The organism is Mesorhizobium sp. B2-4-1, from assembly GCF_006442185.1.
Classification (GTDB): Bacteria; Pseudomonadota; Alphaproteobacteria; order Rhizobiales; family Rhizobiaceae; genus Mesorhizobium.
Genome location: NZ_VFVN01000005.1, coordinates 177,815 through 198,047, shown reverse-complemented (window position 1 = coordinate 198,047; position 20,233 = coordinate 177,815). Strand labels below are relative to the sequence as shown.

At 65.2% G+C, this 20,233-nt stretch carries 19 protein-coding genes; 13 read left to right on the top strand and 6 right to left on the bottom strand.

What is annotated here, in order from left to right:
- The first annotated feature begins 193 nt into the window (after nt 1-193).
- From nikC to FJ949_RS15270, 3 genes are read left to right on the top strand one after another with little or no spacing between them, the layout of a single operon-like run.
- On the top strand, nt 194-1,120 hold the full coding sequence (nikC, locus tag FJ949_RS15280) for a nickel transporter permease (RefSeq protein ID WP_140496850.1): 927 nt from the start codon (nt 194-196) through the stop codon (nt 1,118-1,120).
- Complete coding sequence (locus FJ949_RS15275) at nt 1,117-1,962, top strand: ABC transporter ATP-binding protein (RefSeq protein ID WP_140496848.1); 846 nt, start codon at nt 1,117-1,119, stop codon at nt 1,960-1,962. The genes nikC and FJ949_RS15275 overlap by 4 nt, the downstream gene beginning before the upstream one ends.
- Nucleotides 1,959-2,705: an ABC transporter ATP-binding protein gene (locus FJ949_RS15270; RefSeq protein WP_140496846.1), complete on the top strand. Its 747-nt coding sequence runs from the start codon at nt 1,959-1,961 to the stop codon at nt 2,703-2,705. The genes FJ949_RS15275 and FJ949_RS15270 overlap by 4 nt, the downstream gene beginning before the upstream one ends.
- 36 nt (nt 2,706-2,741) lie before the next feature.
- Here FJ949_RS15270 and FJ949_RS15265 read toward each other — a convergent pair whose 3' ends face one another.
- The 3 genes from FJ949_RS15265 to FJ949_RS15255 are packed head-to-tail and all read right to left on the bottom strand — an operon-like array spanning nt 2,742 to nt 8,055.
- Nucleotides 2,742-5,843: an efflux RND transporter permease subunit gene (locus tag FJ949_RS15265; protein WP_140496844.1), complete on the bottom strand. Its 3,102-nt coding sequence runs from the start codon at nt 5,841-5,843 to the stop codon at nt 2,742-2,744.
- Nucleotides 5,840-6,919: an efflux RND transporter periplasmic adaptor subunit gene (locus FJ949_RS15260; RefSeq protein ID WP_140496842.1), complete on the bottom strand. Its 1,080-nt coding sequence runs from the start codon at nt 6,917-6,919 to the stop codon at nt 5,840-5,842. The genes FJ949_RS15265 and FJ949_RS15260 overlap by 4 nt, the downstream gene beginning before the upstream one ends.
- On the bottom strand, nt 6,916-8,055 hold the full coding sequence (locus tag FJ949_RS15255; RefSeq protein WP_140496840.1) for an efflux RND transporter periplasmic adaptor subunit: 1,140 nt from the start codon (nt 8,053-8,055) through the stop codon (nt 6,916-6,918). The genes FJ949_RS15260 and FJ949_RS15255 overlap by 4 nt, the downstream gene beginning before the upstream one ends.
- Nucleotides 8,056-8,520: 465 nt before the next feature.
- On the opposite strand from FJ949_RS15255, the gene FJ949_RS15250 reads away from it, so the two are divergent.
- On the top strand, nt 8,521-9,798 hold the full coding sequence (locus FJ949_RS15250) for a 4-aminobutyrate--2-oxoglutarate transaminase (protein WP_140496838.1): 1,278 nt from the start codon (nt 8,521-8,523) through the stop codon (nt 9,796-9,798).
- A gap of 54 nt (nt 9,799-9,852) precedes the next feature.
- On the opposite strand, the gene FJ949_RS15245 is transcribed toward FJ949_RS15250, so the two are convergent.
- Genes FJ949_RS15245 through FJ949_RS15235 form a run of 3 tightly spaced genes read right to left on the bottom strand, consistent with a single transcriptional unit; the run spans nt 9,853 to nt 11,706 of the window.
- Nucleotides 9,853-10,173 carry a type II toxin-antitoxin system RelE/ParE family toxin gene (locus FJ949_RS15245; RefSeq protein WP_181167626.1) on the bottom strand — a complete coding sequence of 107 codons (321 nt, stop codon included), beginning with the start codon at nt 10,171-10,173 and terminating at the stop codon, nt 9,853-9,855.
- An 11-nt stretch (nt 10,174-10,184) separates the two neighbouring features.
- A complete protein-coding gene (locus FJ949_RS15240) occupies nt 10,185-10,415 on the bottom strand; it encodes a type II toxin-antitoxin system ParD family antitoxin (RefSeq protein WP_140496834.1) in 231 nt (76 codons plus the stop codon).
- Nucleotides 10,416-10,452: 37 nt separating this feature from the next.
- Nucleotides 10,453-11,706 carry an FAD-dependent oxidoreductase gene (locus FJ949_RS15235; RefSeq protein ID WP_140496832.1) on the bottom strand — a complete coding sequence of 418 codons (1,254 nt, stop codon included), beginning with the start codon at nt 11,704-11,706 and terminating at the stop codon, nt 10,453-10,455.
- Between the two features lie 438 nt (nt 11,707-12,144).
- Here FJ949_RS15235 and FJ949_RS15230 point away from each other — a divergent pair, with 438 nt between their 5' ends.
- The 9 genes from FJ949_RS15230 to FJ949_RS15190 all read left to right on the top strand — a co-directional run bounded on the left by FJ949_RS15230 (nt 12,145) and on the right by FJ949_RS15190 (nt 20,204).
- Nucleotides 12,145-13,434 (top strand): imelysin family protein, encoded by a 1,290-nt coding sequence (locus tag FJ949_RS15230; RefSeq protein ID WP_140496830.1) that lies wholly within the window; start codon nt 12,145-12,147, stop codon nt 13,432-13,434.
- Between the two features lie 108 nt (nt 13,435-13,542).
- Nucleotides 13,543-13,854 carry a (2Fe-2S)-binding protein gene (locus FJ949_RS15225; protein WP_140496828.1) on the top strand — a complete coding sequence of 104 codons (312 nt, stop codon included), beginning with the start codon at nt 13,543-13,545 and terminating at the stop codon, nt 13,852-13,854.
- A complete protein-coding gene (gene bfr, locus FJ949_RS15220; protein ID WP_140496826.1) occupies nt 13,820-14,305 on the top strand; it encodes a bacterioferritin in 486 nt (161 codons plus the stop codon). Before FJ949_RS15225 ends, bfr begins: the two co-directional genes overlap by 35 nt.
- A gap of 12 nt (nt 14,306-14,317) precedes the next feature.
- On the top strand, nt 14,318-15,913 hold the full coding sequence (locus FJ949_RS15215) for a di-heme oxidoredictase family protein (RefSeq protein WP_140496824.1): 1,596 nt from the start codon (nt 14,318-14,320) through the stop codon (nt 15,911-15,913).
- Complete coding sequence (locus FJ949_RS15210; protein ID WP_140496822.1) at nt 15,913-16,992, top strand: imelysin family protein; 1,080 nt, start codon at nt 15,913-15,915, stop codon at nt 16,990-16,992. The genes FJ949_RS15215 and FJ949_RS15210 overlap by 1 nt, the downstream gene beginning before the upstream one ends.
- A 2-nt stretch (nt 16,993-16,994) precedes the next feature.
- Nucleotides 16,995-18,101, top strand: a complete 1,107-nt coding sequence (locus FJ949_RS15205) for a DUF1513 domain-containing protein (RefSeq protein WP_140496820.1) — start codon at nt 16,995-16,997, stop codon at nt 18,099-18,101.
- 109 nt (nt 18,102-18,210) lie between these two features.
- Nucleotides 18,211-18,888 carry a tRNA (adenosine(37)-N6)-threonylcarbamoyltransferase complex dimerization subunit type 1 TsaB gene (tsaB, locus tag FJ949_RS15200; RefSeq protein WP_140496818.1) on the top strand — a complete coding sequence of 226 codons (678 nt, stop codon included), beginning with the start codon at nt 18,211-18,213 and terminating at the stop codon, nt 18,886-18,888.
- Nucleotides 18,888-19,382 carry a ribosomal protein S18-alanine N-acetyltransferase gene (gene rimI / locus FJ949_RS15195; protein WP_140496816.1) on the top strand — a complete coding sequence of 165 codons (495 nt, stop codon included), beginning with the start codon at nt 18,888-18,890 and terminating at the stop codon, nt 19,380-19,382. Before tsaB ends, rimI begins: the two co-directional genes overlap by 1 nt.
- Nucleotides 19,383-19,403: 21 nt before the next feature.
- Nucleotides 19,404-20,204: a lysophospholipid acyltransferase family protein gene (locus FJ949_RS15190; protein WP_140496814.1), complete on the top strand. Its 801-nt coding sequence runs from the start codon at nt 19,404-19,406 to the stop codon at nt 20,202-20,204.
- Nucleotides 20,205-20,233 lie beyond the last annotated feature (29 nt).

Sequence of the window (20,233 nt, the reverse complement as noted above, 5' to 3'; positions counted from 1 at the left end):
GAGGAATCCCACTTTCGGGCTCGGCTGCCGCCAATCGCCCCTATTCCGGCCCTTCGGGCCACATCTCCTCTTGCCCGGGGGAGAGGAAGAGCCGGTCGCACGCCTGGCGCCTTTCCTCTCCCCCGTCGAACGGGGCAGAGTTGGTCTGCGAAGCAGACCGGAGTGGGGGTCGACAGCGCCAAGAGGCATCGTCATGACCGCCTCCGACGCCGCCCCCCTCTCCCGCCGCGACTGGCTGCTCAGCGAGCGGCCGGCCTCGCGCATGCAGGCGAGGCTCGGCCGCGCCTATGTCGCGTGGCGGCGTTTCTCCGCCAATCGGCTGGCCTTTCTCGGCCTGCTCATCATCATCGCGCTGCTGGTCATTGCCGCCCTTGCCGGGGTGCTGGCGCCTTATTCGCCGACTTTCGGCGATCTGAAGAATGCGCGCCTGCTGGCGCCAAGCGCCGAGCACTGGTTCGGCACCGACGATCTCGGCCGCGATATCCTCTCGCGCATTCTCTACGGCTCGCGCTGGACGCTCTATGTCGTTATCCTGGTCGCCATCATCGCCGCCCCCATCGGCCTCGTGGTCGGCACCGTCGCCGGCTATGCCGGCGGCTGGACCGATGCCATACTGATGCGCATCACCGACATCTTCCTCGCTTTCCCCAAGCTGATCCTGGCGCTGGCCTTTGTCGCGGCCCTCGGCCCCGGCATCGAGAACGCGGTGCTCGCCATCGCCATCACCTCCTGGCCGCCCTATGCCCGCATCGCGCGTGCCGAAACGCTGACCGTGCGCAATTCCGATTACATCAAGGCGGTGGAACTGATGGGGGCCTCGCCCTTCCGCATCGTGCTGCGCCACATCATGCCGCTCTGCATCTCCTCGCTGATCATCCGCGTGACGCTCGACATGGCCGGCATCATCCTCACCGCCGCCGGCCTCGGCTTCCTCGGGCTCGGCGCGCAGCCGCCGCTGCCCGAATGGGGCACGATGATCGCTTCGGGCCGCCGTTTCGTGCTCGACCAATGGTGGGTGGCCGGCGCGCCTGGCTTCGCCATCCTGATCGTCAGCCTCGGCTTCAACCTGCTTGGCGACGGCCTGCGCGACGCGCTCGACCCCCGGAGCGGCGACCAATGAACGCTGACAGCAAGACGCTGCTCGAAGTCGACGATCTGCGCGTCACCTTCCCGACGCGCACCGGGCTGATCGAGGCCGTGCGCGGCGTCTCTTTCTCGCTCGGCCGCGAAAGGCTGGGCATCGTCGGCGAGAGCGGCTCGGGCAAGTCGCAGACCGGCCGTGCCATCATGGGGCTGACGCCGCCCCAGGCGCGGATATCGGCGAAGAGGCTGGCTTTCGACGGCATCGACCTTCTGGCCGCATCGCCACGTGAGCGCCGCGCGCTGCGGGGCAATCGCATCGCCATGATCCTGCAGGATCCGAAATATTCGCTCGACCCGGTGATGAGCATCGGCCGCCAGATCGTCGAGACGCTGCGCACCCATGAGAAGGTCTCCAAGGCCGAGGCGCGGGAGCGCGCGCTGGCCATGCTGGAGGCGGTGCAGATCCGCGACCCCCGGCGTGTCTTCGACCTGCATCCGCACGAGGTCTCCGGCGGCATGGGCCAGCGCGCCATGATCGCCATGATGCTGATCGCCGGGCCGGAAATGATGATCGCCGACGAGCCGACCTCGGCGCTCGACGTCACCGTGCAACTCGACGTGCTCGGCATTCTCGACCGGCTGGTCGGCGAGCGCGGCATGGGGCTGATCTTCATCTCGCACGATCTGCGCCTGGTCTCGTCCTTTTGCGACCGCGTCATCGTCATGTATGCCGGCAAGGTGGTGGAGCAGCTCAAGGCCTCCGAACTCGGTCGCGCCCAGCATCCCTACACGCGCGGCCTGCTCAACTGCATGCCCAAGATCGGCGCCGATCGTCACCCGCTGCCGGTGCTCGACCGCAAGCCGGAGTGGGCGGCATGACGTCAGCAATTGCCGTCGACGGGCTGGAGGTCATCTTCGACCGCTTTCGCGCACTGAAGGGCGTCAGCCTGGACGTGCAGCCGGGCGAATCCTTCGGCCTGGTCGGTGAATCTGGCTCCGGCAAATCGACGCTGCTCAGGGCGATCGCCGGCCTTGCGCCGGTCGCTTCGGGCAGCATCACGGTCAACGGCAAGAAGCTCGGCGCGCGCCGCGACAAGGCCTTTTACCGCGAAGTGCAGATGGTGTTCCAGGATCCGTACGGTTCGCTGCACCCGCGCCAGACCATCGACCGCCTGCTGCAGGAGCCGCTCGCCATCCATGGTTTTGGCGACGGGGAAAAGCGGATCCAGCGGGCGCTCGACGAGGTCGGTCTCGGCAACGGCTTCCGCTTCCGCTACTCGCATCAATTGTCGGGCGGCCAGCGCCAGCGCGTGGCGATCGCGCGCGCGCTCATCCTCGAACCGTCGGTCCTGCTGCTCGACGAGCCGACCTCGGCGCTCGATGCCTCGGTGCAGGCCGAGGTGCTCAACCTGCTCGAGGAAGTACGCCGGCGGCGCAAGCTGACCTTCCTGATGGTCAGCCACGACCTCGCCATCATCACCCATATGTGCGAGCGCCTGATGGTGATGCAAAGCGGCGAGGCGGTGGAGAGTTTGACGGCGGGTGACTTGGTCGAGCGGCGCGTGACGAAGGATTACACGCGCAATCTCTTGCGGGCCAGCGACGGGTTTGTGAGGGTGTAGCTGAACTTTCAACGCGACGCTGATCGCCCCTTGTCTTCAGGCCCTGCCGCTTTCCGGGATGGCATCATCGGCCGGCGCAGTGCTTTCCTGCCCTCGCTTCGGCTCCTTGATCCTGAACCACGTCACATAAAGCGCCGGCAGGAACAGCAGCGTGATCGCAGTACCCGCGATGATGCCGCCCATCATCGCGTAGGCCATCGGTCCCCAGAACACTTCGCGCGCGATCGGGATCAGCGCCAGGCTGGCGGCGGCGGCCGTCAGCGCGATCGGCCGCATCCGGTGTTCGGTCGCCTCGATAACGGCGGCCCAACGGTCCTTGCCCTCCGCGACAAGGTCCTCGATCTGCACGATCAGGATGACCGAGTTGCGGATCAGGATGCCGATCAGGGCGAGCACGCCGAGGATGGCGACGAAGCCGAGCGGTGCGCCACTCGGCACCAGGGCCGCCACCACGCCGATCAGCCCGAGCGGCGCCACCGCAACGACCAGAAACAGGCGCTGGAAGCTCTGCAGCTGGACCATCAGGATGGTTGCCATCACGAAAAGCATCAGCGGCACGACGGCCGCGATCGGCCCCTGGCTCTTGGCGCTTTCCTCAACGGAGCCGGCGGTCTCGATCGAATAGCCCGGCGGCAGCTTGGCGATGAAGGCATCGACCGAAGGCTTCAATTCGTTGACCACCGTTGCCGGTAGAACGTCGCCGACCAGGCCGGCCCGCACCGTGATGGTCGGGATGCGGTCGCGTCGCCACACCGTCGGCTGTTCGAGCTCGTAGCGGAAGTTGGCCACCGCCGCGAGCGGGATGGCCTCGCCGGTGCTCGTCGGCAGCTGCATGTTCTGCAAAGTCTCGATCGAGCCGCGTTCGGCCTCGCGCGAGCGCGCCACGACGTTGATCAGGTAGGTGGCGTCGCGCACCTGCGTGATGGTGGCGCCGCCGACGGTGCTGTTGAGCGCGCTCGCAATGTCGGAGGAGGTGATGCCGAGCTGGCGTGCCTTGTCCTGCAGCACGTCGACCCTGAGCACGCGCTGCGGCTCGTTCCAGTCGAAGGTCGGCGCGGCGAGCTTGGGATTGGCCGAGATGACGCCGGCGAATTGCTGCGCCAGCGCGCGCACCGTCTGGATGTCGGGCCCGCCGACGCGGTACTGCACGGGGCGGCCGACAGGCGGTCCGAGTTCGAGCAGCTTCACGAAGGCGTCGGTGCCGACGAATTCCTCGCGCAGCAGCTTTTCCAGCGCCGGCTTCACCCGGTTGCGAGCCTCGATGCTTTTGGTGACGATCACCGTCTGGCCGAAATAGGGATTGGCCGGTTGCACGTCATAGGCGAGCACGAAGCGCACCGCGCCCTGGCCGATATAGGACGAGAAATGGTCGATGTCGGGATTGCCGACCAGCGCCCGCTGCTCGAACCGCTCCATCTGCTCGCGCGTGTCGGCGATCGAGGAATTCTGCGGCAGGTTCCAGTCGACGATCAGCTCCGGCCGGTCCGATGGCGGGAAGAACTGCTGCTGCACCAGGCCGAAGCCGGCGATCGACGCGGCAAACAACAGCACCGTGGCGATGATGGTCAGCCAGTGATGGCGCACCGAGCCGACAAGGGCACGCCGGAACAGCGAGGTGAAGCGGCCCGGCTGGTCGTGATGCTTCGTCTTCATCGTCGCCGGCAGGATGGTGACGCCGAGCAGCGGCGCGAACAGCACCGCCACGATCCACGACACCAGCAGCGACACGGCGATGACGACGAACAGGGTGAAGGTGTATTCGCCGGCGGCGCTGTTGTTGAGGCCGATCGGAATGAAGCCCGCGACGGTCACCAGCGTGCCGGTCAGCATCGGAAACGCGGTCGATGTGTAGACATAGGTCGCCGCCTTGCGCAGGCTATCACCGACCTCCAGCCGCGCCACCATCATCTCGACCGCGATCATCGCGTCGTCGACCAGAAGCCCGAGCGCGATGATCAGCGCACCGAGCGAGATGCGCTGCAGCGAGATGCCGAGATAGGACATGACCGTGAAGGTGATGGCCAGCACCAGCGGGATCGACAGCGCCACGACGAAGCCGGCGCGCATGCCGAGACTGATGAAGGACACGGCCAGCACGATGGCCACCGCCTCGAACAAGGCGCGCGTGAAGCCCGAGACCGCTTCCTCGACGATGACCGGCTGGTCGGCGACCAGATGCACGCCGACGCCTACCGGCAGGTCTGCCAGCACCTTGTTCATCGCCTCATGCAGCGCCTCGCCGAATTTGAGCAGATTGGCGTTTGGCTTCATGCCGATGGCGAGCCCGATCGCGTCCTGGCCGTTGAAGCGGAACAGTGCCGTTGGCGGATCGGCATAGCCGCGCGTGATCGTCGCCACGTCGCTCAGCCGGAAGAAGCGGTCGTTGACGCGAAGATTGATGGCGCGAAGGCTCTCTTCGGAGGTGAACTGGCCGCCGACCCGCACGCTGATGCGTTCCGGGCCGGACTGGATTACGCCGGACGGGGTGATCGCGTTCTGCGCCTGCAGGCTTGCCACGATCGCCTGTTGGTTGAGGCCGAGGGCCGCGATCTGGCGGGTCGAGAATTCGAGATAGATCGCCTCGTCCTGGGCACCGACCAGGTCCACCTTGCCGGCATTCGGCACGGTCAGGATTTTTGTCCTGACATCCTCGACATAGTCGCGCAGCTGGCGCGGCGTCAGCCCGTCCGACGTAAAGGCATAGATGTTGCCATAGACGTCGCCGAAACGGTCGTTGAAGAACGGTCCCTGGACGCCTTGCGGGAACTGCGCCTTGATATCGTTGACCATGTTGCGCACCTGAATCCAGTTCGGCACGACGTCGCGCGCCTTGGTGGTATCCTTCAGGTTGACGAAGATGACGGTCTGGCCGGCTGTGGTGACGGATTTGGTGTAGTCGAGGCTGTCGAGTTCCTCGAGCTTCTTCTCGATGCGGTCGGTCACCTGCTGCACCGTCTCCTTGACCGAAGCGCCGGGCCAAGTGGCCTGGATGATCATGGTCTTGATGGTGAAGGCGGGGTCTTCCTCGCGGCCGAGGTTGAGGTAGGAGAAGATGCCGGCCGCAACGAAGACCAGCATGAAATACCAGACCATCGAGCGGTGGTTGAGCGCCCAGTCGGAGAGGTTGAAGCCCTTCATGAGGCCCCTCCCGCGGGCAGTTTGACCTTCTGACCTTCGGTCAGGCTGTGGACGCCGGCGGTGACGACGCGCATTCCCGCTTCCAGCCCCTGAGCCACCGTGAAGGTTCCGCCGTTCCTGGAGGCAACCTTGATCTCGCGCGTGCTCACGCTCGATGTCTGCGCATCGACGACCCACACCCTGTCGGAGCCGTTCCTTTGGAAGAGCGCCGACAGCGGCAGTTCGATCGTCGGCTCCACCGTGGTCATGCGCGTTGCGGTCACGGTCGAGCCGAGCCGGAAGGCCTGCGGCGGATCGGTAAGCGTCAGCCGCACGCGCCGCGTGCGCGTCGAGCCCTCGGCCTGCGGCGCGATCTCGCGCAGCTTGGCCTCGGTCCGGATCGTCGGCAGCGATTGCAGGATGACCTGGAACGGCGTGCCGGCCGTGAGATCGCCGGTCAACTGGTCGGGAATATCGACCACCGCTTCGCGCGGGTCCGAGCGCGCCACGGTGACGACCGTCTGGCCGGGGGAGACCGTCTGGCCGACCTCGGCGCCGACAGCGGTGACGACGCCGTCGAAATCCGAGAACAGCCTGGCATAGCCGAGCTGCTCCTGCGATTTGGCCAGCGAGGCCTTGGCCCGCTCGACACTGGCCTCGGCCGCCTTCCTCGCCTGCTGCGCGGCATCGAACACGGCTTGCGTGGTGTTGGCGCTGGCAAGCAATTGGCGTTGGCGCTCCTCGCTGGCGGCGGCGTTGGCAAACTGTGCCTCGGCATTGGAGAGCTCGGCCTTGGCCGCCTGGACCGACAGCTCCAATGCGGTCGGGTCCAGTGCCGCGATCGTCGTGCCCTTGCTGACGATGTCGCCGACATTGACGTCGCGGGACACGACCCGGCCGAGCAGGCGAAAGGCGAGATCGGCGCTGACCTGCGGCTCGACCGATCCGGCGAAGCCGAAGACCTGCGTGGTGCGCGGCTCGACCACCACCGACAGCACCGGCCGGATGATCTCCGGCGGCTTCTCCTCCGATTTCGAGCAGGCGGCGAGCGCGCCAAGCGCGATCACGCCAAGCAGGAGGCGCGGCAGCCGGCTCATTGGCCCGCTCCCGATATCTCGATTTTCTGACCCGCACTGAGCAGCTGTCCGCCCGCGGTGACGACGCTTTGGCCCTCCTCCAATCCCCTGGCGATGACGACGGTGCCGGAATTGAAAGCCAGCACCTCGACCGGTGCCATCGTCACCGTACCGGTCGAGGGATCGACGATCCAGACCGCCGGCTTGCCGGCGCTGGACGTCAATGCCTGCCAGGGCAGCAGGATCGCCTTGGCCGGTTTGGCGCCGACCGAGCCGATGACGGCCGCGCCCAGCGGCATGCCGGCGGGCGTATCGGCAATGCCGACCTTGACCCGGATCGAGCCCGACGCCGGATCGACCGCCGGGGAGATTTCGCGCACCTTGCCCGTTGCCCTGATCTGCGGGTCGGACAGGAGCGTGATCGTCACCGCCGGCGAGGTCGGCGTCCTGGCGACCAACGTCTCCTGGACGTTGAACACCGCGTCGCGGTCGCCGTCCTCGGCGACGGTGAAGACGGTCTGCGCAGCCTGCACCACCTGGCCGGTTTCGACTTGGCGGGCGGTGATGACGCCCGCGGCGCCAGCCTTGAGTTCGGTGAAGGACAGGTTTTGCTTGGCATTGGCGAGCGCGCTCTGCGCCGCGTCGAGGCTGCCTTGCGCCACCTTCAATGCCTGATCGGCGGCGTCATAGTCGCGCCTGGTGGTGTAACCCTGGGCAAGCAGCGTCTTTTGCCGCTCGAAGGCGGCGGCGGACTGGGTCAGCTGCGCTTGCGCCGCGTCGAGATCGGCCTGCGCCGAGCGCAAATCGGATTCCTGCTCCTGCGGGTCGATGCGGGCAAGCACCGCGCCCTTGTCGACATGCTGGCCGACATCGGCAAGCCGTTCGGCGACGCGGCCGCCGACCCGGAACGACAGATTATTCAGCGTGCGCGCCGCGATCACCCCGGTCAGCGCGGTTCTCGGCGCATAGTCGGCCATCGCCACGGTCTCGGTGCGCACCATGATCGGCAGCTTTTTCTCCGCCGCTTCCTGTTTCTGGCAGCCGGCCAAAAGCAGGGCGGCCGTGCAAGTGAAAAGCGCTACGCCGATGGAAAAAGACGAAAAATTGGAAGGTTTGGCCGATGGCGGCGAGACGGACGATGTCGCGTTCCTGCTCATGGGCTCCCTCAGCCGCAGGGCCGCTCGCCGATCGCGATGCCTCGCGGATCCCGGCACGATAGTCGATCTCCCGAAAAAGGAAACCGGACTCGTACCCGTATCAGTGATCCGACTCGGGTTTGCAAAGGCCTGACGACGGCCGGTCCCGGCCGGGCAGCTTTTCGTGATAGGAATTTTTTCCTTGATGAGGTGAAGGCAACTATGATAGATATTTGGATATGGTGCTGAGTTGCGCCAGGGACCCGCCGCACAGGCGGTTTTTCCGCTCAATGATCCTCAACAGCGCGCCGCGAAGGCTCCGAACCCTTCAACGCAGTCCGTTGCCTGGTACGGATATCGCCGGCTGGTCAGGCGCGATACCTCAGGCCCAATCGCCTGCCGGCGGTGCCGACTTGAGGAAAGCATGAAATAAGCCCAGAAGACATCTGATCAAGCAGAACGGGCGCCGGCCCTATGAGGGACATCATGAAGAACTCAGCCATTTCCGAACGCAAGAGCCAGTCGATCTCGCGCGGCGTCGGTATGACCACGCAGATTTACGCCGACCGGGCCGAGAACTCGGAGATCTGGGATGTCGAGGGCCGCCGCTACATCGATTTCTCCTCCGGCATCGCCGTCGTCAACACCGGCCATCGCCACCCCAAGGTCATCGAGGCGGTCAAGGCGCAGCTCGACCGCTTCACCCACACCTGCCACCAGGTGGTGCCCTATGAGAGCTATGTAAGGCTGGCCGAACGGCTGAACGGCATTCTTCCGGGCAAGTTCGAGAAGAAGACGATCTTCGTCACCACCGGCGCCGAGGCGGTCGAGAACGTCATCAAGATCGCCCGCAATGCCACCGGCCGCCAGGCCGTCATCGCCTTTGCCGGCGGCTTCCATGGCCGCACCTTCATGGGCATGGCGCTGACCGGCAAGGTCGTGCCCTACAAGGTCGGCTTCGGCGCCATGCCGGCCGACGTCTTCCACGCCCCGTTCCCGGTGCCGCTGCACGGCGTGTCGGTGGCCGATTCGCTTGCCGCGCTCGATCGCCTGTTCAAGGCCGACGTCGATCCGGCCAGGGTCGCGGCCATCATCGTCGAGCCGGTGCAGGGCGAGGGCGGCTTCTACGAAGCGCCGCGCGATTTCATGACCGCGCTGCGCAAGATCTGCGATCAGCACGGCATCCTGCTCATTGCCGACGAGGTGCAGACCGGCTTTGCCCGTACCGGCAAGATGTTTGCCATGGAGCATCATGAGGTGACCGCCGACATCACCACCATGGCCAAGGGCCTGGCCGGCGGCTTTCCGCTGGCGGCGGTCACCGGCCGCGCCGAGATCATGGATGCGCCTGGCCCCGGCGGGCTGGGCGGCACCTATGGCGGCAGCCCGATCGGCGTTGCCGCCGCGCACGCGGTGCTTGACGTGATCGAGGAAGAGAAACTGTGCGATCGCGCCAACTCGCTCGGCGCCAGGCTGAAGCAGCGTCTGGGCTCGATCCGCGACGACGTCCCCGAAATCGTCGACATCCGTGGCCCCGGTTTCATGAACGCGGTCGAGTTCAACGACGTCAGGAAGGGCTTGCCATCGGCGGAGATGGCCAATGCGGTCAGGCTGAAGGCGCTCGACAAGGGGCTGATCCTGCTCACCTGCGGCGTTCACGGCAACGTCATCCGCTTCCTGGCGCCGCTCACCATCCAGGACGGCATCATGAACGAGGCGCTCGACATTCTGGAAAGCTCGATCCGCGAGGTTCGCGCTGCCTGAGGGGCCGGCGCCCATTTCTCCTGACGGCTTACACTGAGCCCGGTGAACGTGCCGTCAGGAGCTCGGATTCTGTAACCAGGCTGGAATGTCCATCTTGGCGTGCAGCACCCGCCAAACATCGATATGGCCGGTCTGTTCAAGATAAAAAATTAGGTATGGATACCGCCTGACTTGCACGCTACGCAGACCAGGCAATCCAATTTCGTAGCCATATCTCAGAGAGCCCGATGCCGGATGGCTGGCTAGCAGTTTGTAGGCGTTTTGAAGCTCCTCGATGTAGCCCAATGCCGCGCGCGAACCAGCTTCTCGCGTATAGTAATCGACAGCATCCTCGACATCCCGCAGGGCTAGTTTTCGAGGAATGATCGCCTTTATGGGCACTTACTCTATTGGCCCTGCGCCCGTTTCCGCAGCGCGGCGAAATAGTCATCGTCAACCGGAGCGCCCGGGGCGGACGATGCGCCCTCAAGGAGCAAGCCGCGCAGAAGCTGACGATCCTGATCGCGGCGGATCAATTCACGCACATACTCGCTGCTCGTGCCATAGCCGCGATCGGTCACTTGCTGATCGACAAAATGCTTCAAGCTTTCCGGCAGGGAGATGTTCATGGTGCTCATTCAGGCATTTTATAGCCTATGGCAAAAATTGGCAATCTTAGGCACTGGCCTCGACTGACTCTTTGTTCTGGAACGCGGCCAGCGCCGCTTTCAATCCGTCCGGCCCCGCTGCCACCGTCTGTGGCGCTGGCGAGAAGCCGGCGCTCAGCATCTTGCGGCCGAGCATGTGGTCGCCGGGGCGGTTGACCGATTCGATGCCGAGCAGCCTGTCTGCGGCATAGTGGTAGATCGAGAACTTGTTGTCGGCGAGATCGCCCAGCACGACATGGCTGTCGCCGCCGGATGTCAGGCCGACCATCTGCAGCTTCATGTCGCCGATGTCGGACCAGAACCAGGGCACGGCCGAATAGGCGTCGGCATGGCCCGTTATGGTGCGCGCGGCAAGCCGCGCCTGGTCGGTGGCGTTCTGTACCGATTCCAGCCGCACGTCGCCGCCGGTGAACCAATGCCGATAGGAGGCGGCGTCGCCGATGGCGAGGATTTCCGGCACCGAGCTGCGCATCTGGTTGTCGACGCGAATGCCGTTGGCGATGGTGAGGCCGGCTTCCGCGGCCAGTTCGACATTGGGCACGGCGCCGATGCCGACGACGACCATGCGCGCCGGCAGCCTTTCGCCTGACGAGGTGATCGCGGCCGTGACATGGCCGTTTTCGCCTTCGAGCCTTGCGATCGTGGTGCCGGTGAGAATGTGCACGCCGGTCGCTTCCAGCCGTTGGCGGACATGGCCCGCCACGATCGGCGCCACGGCGCGGCCAAGCAGCCGGTCGACCGCTTCCACGACCGTTACGGTGCGGCCGGCCGCGCGCAGCGTCGCCGCGATCTCCAGCCCGATGAAGCCGCCGCCGAGGATGACGACGTCTTCGCTCCGTGCGCTCAAGTCCCGGATCAGCCGCGCATCGGAAAGCGAGCGCAGCGACACTACACCGGACAGATCCGCGCCGGGCAGCGGCAGCAGGCGCGGGCGCGAGCCGGTGGCGAGGATCAGATGATCGAAGGCAAGTTCGCCGCCGCCTGATATCTCCAAACGGCGACGTCCGGCATCGATGCGGTCGATCCGAACGCCCGGCCGGTAGTCGACGGCGCTGCCGGTGTAAAATGCCTCGCCACGCAAGGGTTGTGGCTTGGCCTCGGCATCCTTGATGAAGGTCTTCGACAGCGGCGGCTTGTGATAGGGCAGCTCGTTCTCATCGCCGACGAGGATCACCGGCCCGTCATAACCGTCCTCGCGCAGGCTTGCCGCCGCCTGCACGCCCGCATGTCCCGCACCGACAATGACCACGCCGTTCTTCATCGCATTCCGATCCCGAACTTGATTTTAGGATGTCTCGCCACGTGGCAATTGTCTGGCGCCGCCGCAAGGGGGCATTTGCGGGTCGCACCCGGAACGGCGGCTGTCAATCGGACAGTTCGGTGACGAACTCGGCACACGGTGCAGGTGGCTAAAGTTGACTGTCGCAGTTTAGAATAATTCTAAACTGTTGTTTCGATTGAGTTTTCCTGTCGATTTTCGTTGACTTCCATCGGTCCTGAAGCTTTATGGGGCCTCGCGCATCGGCGCATCCCTTTGATGTCTGGGCCTTGAACCCTTTCGATTGGAGGCATTTTGGTGTCTTTCTTCTTCGAACCGCGCGACAGCGCGGCGTGCCCCGCGAATGACGGCCTGCACATGGCCTGGCGCCGGTTGTCGCGCGCGCCGTTCACAAAATTCCCGAAAAACTGGAGAGTGATAATGACGGCACGACATGGCGGCAGGCTTGCGGCGATCGGCGCCACGGCCCTGCTGACGGCGGCGGTGTTCGTGCTGCCGGCCAAGGCCGAGAGCGACCCCAAGGCGGTCATCAAGACCTATGCCGACATCGCGCTTGCCAAATACGAGGATTCGCTAACCACCGCGCAGGCGCTCGACAAGGCGGTCGACACCTTGTTGGCCAAGCCTTCGGCCGAGACGCTCAATGCCGCCCGCGAGGCCTGGAAGGCATCGCGCGTTCCTTACCAGCAGACCGAGGTCTACCGCTTCGGCAACAAGATCGTCGACGACTGGGAAGGCAAGGTGAATTCCTGGCCGCTGGACGAAGGCCTGATCGATTATGTCGCCAAGAGCTACGGCACAGAATCCGACGCGAATTCGCTCTACACGGCCAATGTGATCGCCAACAAGGAGATCGAGATCAACGGCAAGAAGGCCGACGCCTCGAAGCTTTCGCCGGAATTCCTCTCCGGCACGCTGCAGGAGGCCGGCGGCGTGGAGGCCAATGTCGCCACCGGCTACCATGCCATCGAGTTCCTGCTCTGGGGCCAGGATCTGCACGGCACCGGACCGGGCGCCGGCGAGCGCCCCTACACCGACTATGATCTCAAGAACTGCACCGGCGGCAATTGCGACCGCCGCGCTGAATATCTGAAGTCCGCCAGCACCCTTTTGGTGTCCGACCTCCGGGAGATGGTCGGCGACTGGAAGGAAGGCGGCGCTGCGCGCAAGAATCTGGCGGACGGCGAGCCGAACGCCGCCATTTCGGCCATCTTCACCGGCATGGGCTCGCTCTCCTACGGAGAACTCGCCGGCGAGCGCATGAAGCTCGGCCTGCTGCTGCACGATCCGGAAGAGGAGCATGACTGCTTCTCCGACAACACCTACAATTCCCATCTTTATGACGCCGTCGGTATCCGCGCCGCCTATCACGCCAGCTACACCAGGCTGGACGGCACCGTCGTTTCAGGGCCGTCGGTGGCGGACATGGTCAAGGCGGCCGATCCGGCCATCGACAAGGAACTGTCTGACAAGCTCGATGCCACCGTCGCCAAGATGGAGGCGATCAAGGCCCGCGCCGAAGGCGGCGAGGCTTACGACCAGCAGATCGCCGAAGGCAACACCGAGGGCAACGCCACGGTGCAGGCGGCAATCGACGCACTGGTCGACCAGACCAAATCGGTCGAACGCGCCGTCGGCGCGCTGAAGCTCAACGCCATCGCCTTTGAGGGTTCAGACAGCCTCGATGCGCCGGACAAGGTGTTCCAGTAAGCGTCGAAGCCTGGAAGCCCGGGCCGAAGTCACAAAGGGCTTCGGCGCGGGGAAGATAGAGTCAAGCCACACGGCGCGGAAGGCGCCGTCAGCCATCCGAGCAAGTTTATGCTGATCTGCCATTGCAACATCATCACCGAGAAGGAGATTGAGCAGACGATCGTCGGGCTGCTGGACCAGGATCCCTGGCAGCTCATCGTGCCGGCAAAAGTCTATCACGCCATGCACAAGCGCGGTCGCTGTTGCGGCTGCTTCCCAAATGTGGTCGAAGCGATCATTCGGGTCACCGAGAACTACCACGCCCGCTCGCAGGCGAGCGGCGTGGACATCGTTTCACATCTGGATCGCGTCAGAGGCCTGCGCGTCCAATACGGGAGCAGAACCCATGAAAGGCGAACCACAGATCATCGAGCGGCTTAACGAGGCTCTGTTCCTGGAGCTTGGTGCCGTCAATCAGTATTGGGTCCATTTCCGTCTGCTGGAGGACTGGGGATACGCCAAGCTCGCCAAGAAGGAACGCGCCGAATCGATCGAGGAGATGCACCATGCCGACAAGCTCGTGGCCCGGATCATCTTCCTGGAAGGGCACCCCAATCTGCAGTCCGTGGCGCCGCTGCGTATCGGACAGAACGTGAAGGAAGTGCTCGAATCCGACCTTGCCGGCGAGTATGACGCTCGCACCGCCTACAAGCGCTCGCGCGAGGTCTGCAACGAAGCCGGCGACTATGTCAGCATGAAACTGTTCGAGGAACTCTTGGCCGACGAGGAGGGGCACATCGACTTCCTCGAGACGCAGCTCGATCTGCTTGCCTCGATCGGCGAGGAAAAATACGGCCAGCTCAATGCCGCATCGGCGGACGAGGCGGAGTAAGGGCATGCGGGAATGCGGCGCACCCTAGCATTGCTGCGCCGCTGGCGGCGGGCCAAAGGGCTGTCGTCAAACAGAAAACCGGGAAGCGTCGTGCTTTCCGGTTCGGCCGCCATCATCCTTTTGGCCTTCGCCACGGGCGGGTCCGGCTCGCAGCAGCCCGCCAATTTCGCCGCCACGCGCACCGACCTCAGCCCGAAGGATCAGGCGCGCGTCACAGCCGTTACCAGGCCGACCAAGGACTTCTCGAAACCCGAGCAGTTCGAATTGATGCAAGGCGGCGCCGGCACATCCAGGAAGGACGTCAACCGCGATTCCTTCTCGCAATCGTCGGCCAACATCACCTTCGAGGAAGAAGGCACCTTCAAGCTGGGCAACGCCCTGTTCCGCAAGAATTGGGTCTCGTCGCCGTCCTCGACGCAGGCTTCCGACGGGCTCGGACCGCTGTTCAACGAACGCGCCTGCCAGAACTGTCATCTGAAGGACGGCCGCGGCCGTCCGCCGCAAGGCACCGGCAGCACGTCGATGTTCCTGCGGCTGGCGCGCGAGGCGAGCACCGAGGAGGAGAAGGCTGGGCTTGCCGACCACAGGCTGCTCAACATCCCCGATCCGGTCTACGGTTCGCAGCTGCAGGATCTTGCCGTCCCCGGCCTGCGCGGCGAGGGCCGGATGCGCGTCGATTACAGCGAGGAAAAAGTCGGGCTCGGCGACGGCACCGTGGTTTCGCTGCGCAAGCCCACTTACGCGGTCGATGATCTGGCCTACGGCCCGCTCGATCCGCGCACCACGCTGTCGCCGCGCCTGACGCCGCCGATGATCGGGCTTGGCCTCATCGAGCAGATCGCGCCCGCTGATATACTCGCCCATGCCGATCCGAACGACCGGGACGGCGACGGCATTTCCGGCAGGCCGAACATCGTGCGCGACGGCATGAGCGGCGAGCTCACCCTTGGTCGTTTCGGCTGGAAGGCGCAGACCGCGTCGATCCGCCAGCAGGCCGCGGATGCCTTTGCCGGCGACATCGGCATCTCGACGCCGGAGGAGCCCAAACACTGGGGCGACTGCACCGCCGCCGAGAAGGATTGCCTTGCCATGCCGGATGGCGTGCAGGAGCGGCTCGGTCCGGCCGAGGCGCCGGCGCCGGTCATGGACCTCGTCACCTTCTATTCGCAGAACCTGGCCGTGCCGGCGCGCCGCGACCTCGGCGCCCCGGATGTGCTCGCCGGAAAGAAACTCTTCTACGAGATCGGCTGCGTTTCCTGCCACGCGCCGAAATTCGTAACCCGCCGCGACGCGCCCAACAAGGCGCAGGCCTTCCAGCTTATCTGGCCCTATTCCGACTTCCTGCTGCACGACATGGGCCCCGGCCTTGCCGACGGCCAGGCGGTGGGCGAGGCGACGGGCAACGAATGGCGCACGCCGCCGCTATGGGGCATAGGCCTCGCCGAAACGGTCAACGGCAACAATTTTTATCTGCACGATGGCCGCGCCCGCAGCCTGGTCGAGGCGATTCTTTGGCATGGCGGCGAGGGCCAGAAATCGCGCGACCGCTTCGCCGCCGCCGGCGCCGCCGACCGCGAGGCATTGCTCAAATTCCTGGAGTCCCTGTGATGTTGAAGCGTCCCGCGCTGGTAATCCTTCTTCCTCTGGCCCTGCTGGGCGTCAGCCCCGCATCGGCGGCGGTGAAGGCCACCGACGTCATCCAGCGGGCAATCGACGGCTTTGTCCGGCCGGCCTATGCCAGTCTGCACGACCGCGCGGCGGGCTTGAACAAGGCGATGCACGCGCTTTGCGAAAAACCCTCAAAGGGCGATCTCGATGCGGCACGCGCCGAATTCTCGCGCACGGTGGGTGCCTGGTCGTCGGCCGAGATCATCGGGTTCGGCCCGATCAAGGAAAACAACCGGCTGGAGCGAATGCTGTTTTGGCCGGATCGCAAAAGCATCGGCCTGAAACAGGTGCAGGCCGCGTTGGCCGCCCAAGACCCGAGCGCCACCGATCCGGCACAGCTTTCCGGCAAGAGCGTCGCCATGCAGGGGCTCGGCGCCTTGGAGTTCGTGCTCTACGGTGACGGCGCCGATGCGCTTGCCGGCAAGAACGATCCCTATCGCTGCGCCTATGGTGCGGCGGTTGCCGGCAACATCGAAACCATGGCCGGCGATGTCGCCGACGCCTGGAACAAGCCGGACGGCTTTGCGGCGCGCTGGGCCAATCCGGGGCCGCAGAATCCGCTCTATCGCGACGGCACCGAAGCGGTGACGGAACTGGTCGGCATCTTCATCAACGAGCTGGAAATGGTTCGCGACGTGCGCCTGAAAGGCTTCCTGGGCGGCAAGCCGGAGGCGGACAAGCCGAAACAGGCGATCTACTGGCGTTCGCAAAACACCACCAATTCGCTGGCCGGAAACCTTGCCGGCATCGACGGGCTGTTCGAGGCCTCGGAGCTCGGCGATGCGCTGCCGGCCGATGCGCGCTGGATGGCGGAATCGATCCACATCCAGCTGCTCAACGGCGTCGCCACCGCGAAGTCGGTCCAAGGGCCGATCGACAAGGCGCTCGCCGACCCGGCGCTGCGCGAAAAGCTCGAGCATCTCGCGCTGATCACCTCCAGCCTGTCGACCCTGTTCGGCACAAGGCTGACCGCCGAATTCGGCCTGACCGCCGGGTTCTCCTCGCTGGATGGGGACTGAGCGTGAAAACCTCTCTCATCGATCGCCGCGATTTCCTGAGAGCTGCCGGAGCAGGCTTCGTGGCGGCGATGGCACCGCCCGCGTGGGCGAAGACGCTTGCGGCCGATGCCGTCTTCGCCACCGCCTTCGTCAAGCGCGACGGCAGCTATGGCGCCGCAATCCTCTCCGAGGCCGGCAAGCTCCTGCATGCGATCGACTTGCCCGACCGCGGCCACGACGTCACCTTCGATCCCATATCGAAGCGCTCGGTGGTCTTCGCCCGCCAGCCCGGCACCTTTGCCGTAGTCTTCGATCATTCAGGCTGCGATGAACCGCTGACCATCGCCAGCATCACCGGCCGGCATTTCTTCGGCCATGGCGTGTTCTCCCCGGACGGCGCCTTGCTTTATGCCACCGAGAACGATTTCGACAACGCGGCCGGCGTCGTCGGCGTCTACGACGCGCGGGCGAAATTCAAGCGCCTTGGTGAATTCCCGACCTATGGCATGGGACCCCACGAGCTTCTGCTCCTGGGCGACGGCAGGACGATCGCCGTTGCCAATGGCGGCATCGAGACTCATCCCGATTATGGCCGCGCCGAGCTCAACATCGCCACCATGAAGCCGTCCTATGTGCTCATCGACCGTGTCACCGGCGATCTGGTCGAGAAGCACGAATTGCCGGCGGCGCTGCACCAGCTGTCGATCCGCCACATGGACACCGACCAGACCGGCACCGTCTGGTTCGGCTGCCAGTACAGGGGGCCCGGCACCGACCGTCCGCTGCTGGTCGGCCGCGCCGCGCGCGGCAAGGATTTGCAGCTCCTCGACATGCCGCGGGATGTCCTGTCCGGCTTCCGCAACTATATCGGTTCCGTCGCCGCCAATCCGGTTGCCGGCACCATTGCCGTCTCTTCGCCGGAAGGCAATTCGCTTGTGGTGATCGATGCGGCGAGCGGGCGGCTCGTCTCGTCAAGCGCGCTCGTCGAGGTCTGTGGCGTGGCGCCCGACGGGACGGGTTTTATGGCCACCACCGGAGCCGGCGAAATCGTCGAATGCAATGGCGCGACATGGTCCGAACCGTACTACGTCTGGGACAACCATATGCTGCGCATAGAGCCGGCCGCATAGACACCTTCCCGCTGCGTCGGAGCGAAGCCGCTTAAGAAATTATGCGCTTTCCCCTTGCGGTGGCGCGCTGTGGCAGGCACAGGGAATTGTTTTTCGAACCGGTCGTTTCATGAAAGTGCTCGCCATCGACTGTGCCGCCAACCTCTGCGCCGCCTGCGTCTATGATGCCGTGGCGAGGCAGGAACTCGGCCGCGCGGTGCTCGATTTAGGCAAGGGCCATGCCGAGCATCTGATGGCAGTCATCGCCGAGGCGCTGAAGGCCGGCGCAACCGCCTATGCCGGCCTTGGCGCCATCGCCGTCTCCGTCGGCCCCGGTTCCTTCACCGGTCTGCGTGTCGGGGTTTCCACGGCGCGTGGCCTGGCGCTGGCGCTCAAGCTGCCTGCAATCGGCGTGACGACGCTCGAGGCGCTGGCGGCCGAGGCGGCAGGGGCATTTCCCGGCCGTGCCGTGCTGGCCGCGCTCGATGCCGGCCGCGAGGAGATCCATGCCGCTCTCTATGATGAAATGTCGGTTTTGACTTACGGTCCGGCCGTGGTCACGCTGGCGGATGCCGTGGCCATGGCGAGCGAGCGTTCTTCGGTGCTCGCCGGAACCGCCGCGACGCGGATCGCGGCATCCGCCGGACGCTCCTTCGACATCGGACCCGAGACGGCGACCGCGGACATTCTCACCTACGCCCGCCTGGCGGTCGCCAAGGGCGAGGGCGAGAGGCCGAAACCTCTTTATCTGCGCGGCGCCGACGCCAAGCCGCAGGCCGGGTTCATACTTTCCAGGCAAGGGAAATAATGCGCATACCTTTTCTCCAGCCGCGCCGCCGCGATTACGCGCTCGAACCGCTCAGGACCACCGACAGTCCGGCGGTCTCGCTGCTGCACCGCGAGGACTTCGTCCGCCCCTGGACCGATGGCGAGTTCGCGGCCTTGCTCGAACAGGACACCGTGTTCGGCTATGCCGCGCGCGAAACCGGGCAGGGCGCCAAACCGCCGGTCGGCTTCGTGCTGGCCCGGCTGGCGGCCGGCGAGGGCGAGATCCTGACCGTCGCGGTGGCGCGGTCGCATCGCCGCCAGGGGCTCGGCTGGCAGCTGATGGACGCGGTGCTGCGCGAACTGCACGCGCAGCGCGCCGAAGCGCTCTTCCTCGAGGTCGACGAGACCAATGTCGCTGCGATCGCCCTCTACAGGCGTCTCGGGTTCCGCGAGGTCGGCAAGCGCCCCAACTATTACAGGTCGCCCGAGCATGGCCCGACCGGCGCGCTTGTCATGCGCCGCGATCTTCGCTAGCCAGGGTTTCGGGGTGGAGCGATGATCGGAAAAATCAGGATTTTCCTGGCGATAGGGCTGGTCGTCGCCGGTTCGCTGATCCTGGTGCCTTTGCAGGTCCTGTCGATGAAGACCGGCTGGTGGCCGGAAACCTTCATCCTCAAGATCTGGCACAGGCTGATCGTCAGGGCGCTCGGCATGCGCATCCATATCAACGGCACGATGTCCGACCGCCGCCCCTTGTTGATTGCCTCAAATCACATCTCCTGGACCGACATCATGGTGCTGGGCTCGTTTGCCGATGTGAAGTTCATCGCCAGGGCCGACATGGAAGGCTGGCCGCTGATCGGCATGCTGTCGAAGCTCCAGCGCACCGTCTTCATCGAGCGTGAGCGCAAGCGCTCGTCCGGCGACCAGGCGAGCGAGATCGCCAACCGCATGGCCAAGGGCGATGCCATGGTGCTGTTTGCCGAAGGCTCGACGGGCGACGGCAACATCGTCCTGCCTTTCAAGAGCACGCTGTTCGGTGCCGCCTCGATGGCGATTTCGGAGGGCGCGGCGGAGCAGGTCTTCATCCAGCCGGTAGCGATCGCCTATACCCGGCTGCATGGCGTGCCGCTCGGCCGCCGGCACCGGCCGATCGCGGCGTGGATCGGCGACGAGGATCTGATGCCGCATCTCAAAGTGCTGATGGCGGAAGGCGCGCTCGATGTCGAGGTGCATTTCGGCGAACCGATTGCCTTCGCCAAGGGGTCGAACCGGAAGGAAACGGCGAAGCTGATGGAAAGCCGCGTGCGCGAAATGATGCAGGCGGCACTGGCCGCGCCGCGCCCGAGCCGCTGAATCCCGAAGGCCCCCAGGCAGAATCGTCT